This is a genomic window from Candidatus Hydrogenedentota bacterium (assembly GCA_018005585.1).
Taxonomy (GTDB): domain Bacteria; phylum Hydrogenedentota; class Hydrogenedentia; order Hydrogenedentales; family JAGMZX01; genus JAGMZX01.
Map to the genome: position 1 here is coordinate 1 of JAGMZX010000261.1, position 1,541 is coordinate 1,541.

Annotated in this window: 1 protein-coding gene; it reads right to left on the bottom strand. The window is 67.1% G+C overall.

Annotated elements, in window-relative coordinates; translation table 11 throughout:
• On the bottom strand, nucleotides 1–1,259 hold a 1,259-nt coding region (locus KA184_23410; protein ID MBP8132540.1), incomplete at its 3' end, for a DEAD/DEAH box helicase.
• Nucleotides 1,260–1,541 lie beyond the last annotated feature (282 nt).

Here is a 1,541-nt window from a genome sequence, read left to right on the forward strand (position 1 = left end):
CTGCCGTTCTGGCCGATGCGGTAGGCGCGGTCCTCCGCCTGGAAATGGTTCGCCGGCACCCAGTCGAGGTCGTTGAACACGACCTGGCGCGCCGCGGTGAGGTTGAGGCCCACGCCGCCGGCGATGATATTGGCCAGGAACACGCGGGTGTTCTCGTCCTGCTGGAACCGGTCCACAAGTTGCTGCCGCTTCTTTACCGGCGTGGCGCCCGTGACGAGCACGGCCTTCTCCCCGAAATGCCGCGCAAGCTTCTGCAACGGGTCGTCGAAGCATGAGAACACAAGTGCCTTGTCGCCCTGGTCGAGCACATTCTCGACAAATTCCTCCGTCAGCGGCGTCTTGGCCATGGCCACCTTGTGGCGCGCCGTCGTGAGCGCGCCCAGCAGCCGCATCCGGTCGCGCGAGCGCGCGCCGACGTTGGTGGCGCCGCCGCCCATGAGCAGGCGCAGCGCCTGGCGCATCTCCTGCCGGCCCACGCCCTCCGGGATCTCAAGGGGCACGTAGGTGCGCACCTTGGGCGGCAGGTCGAGCACCTCTTCCTTGGTCCGGCGCAGCAGGACGCCGTCCAGCTGCGTCTTCAGTTCCGCAAGATTGCTCGCGCCGTCGGTGACCCAGCCGTAGTCGTTCTTGTACGCCGCGCAATACCGCTTGGCGAAGGTCAGGAAGCTTTGCGCCATGGGATGCTTGAGCAACTGCAACAGCGGGAACAGGTCGCGCGGGCGGTTCGTGATGGGCGTTCCGGTCAGGCACATGACCGCGGGGTTCTCGGGTGCCGCCTCGACCAGCGCGCGGCCGTGGCGGCTGCGCTGCGTCTGGTGATTCTTCAGGAAATGGGCCTCGTCGAAGATGAAACCGGCCCACGGCAGCGCCTTGAGCGCGCTTTCGTGCTTGCGCAGCAGGTCGTAGTTCACGACGGACCAGCCGCGGTAGTCCGGTGCCGGGACGGGCCCCGGGCCCACGACGCGGACCTCGGCGTCCGGCCGGGCCATGCCGATTTCGCGGGCCCAGTTGAGTTTCACCGCCGCCGGGCAAATAACGAGCCACGGCCCCTGCGGGGCGGCCTCATGCATGGCCACGACGGACTGGCGCGTCTTGCCCAGGCCCATGTCGTCGGCCAGAATCGACCGGCGGCGCCCGAGCAGGAACGCCACGCCATCGACCTGGTGCGGATACAGACCCTCGGCCAGCCGGGCCGCGCGGCGCCGCGCCTCTTCGGCCACTTCCGGCGAGGGCGGCAACGGGTGTGATTGCATACTCATAGCTTTGTCCTCCTTCGCGCACGGTTGTTGCGCGTTTTGTTGCTCAATCGCGCAAGGCATACGAACGGGCGCGCAGCGAAGGAGAGAAAGACAATGCCCCTGCTCCGGAGGGAACAGGGGCATGACGGGTTTTCGGTTCTCGCTGCCACCTGCATGGTCCCCGCCCGAGGCGGGGTGGCTTTGGCACCGTGTGGCTGGTTGCCCCGGCGGTCATGGGAGCCATTTCTCCTCGCGCCGAATTCGTCATGCCCTGCGATTCAACTTTCACACACTGACCAAGGA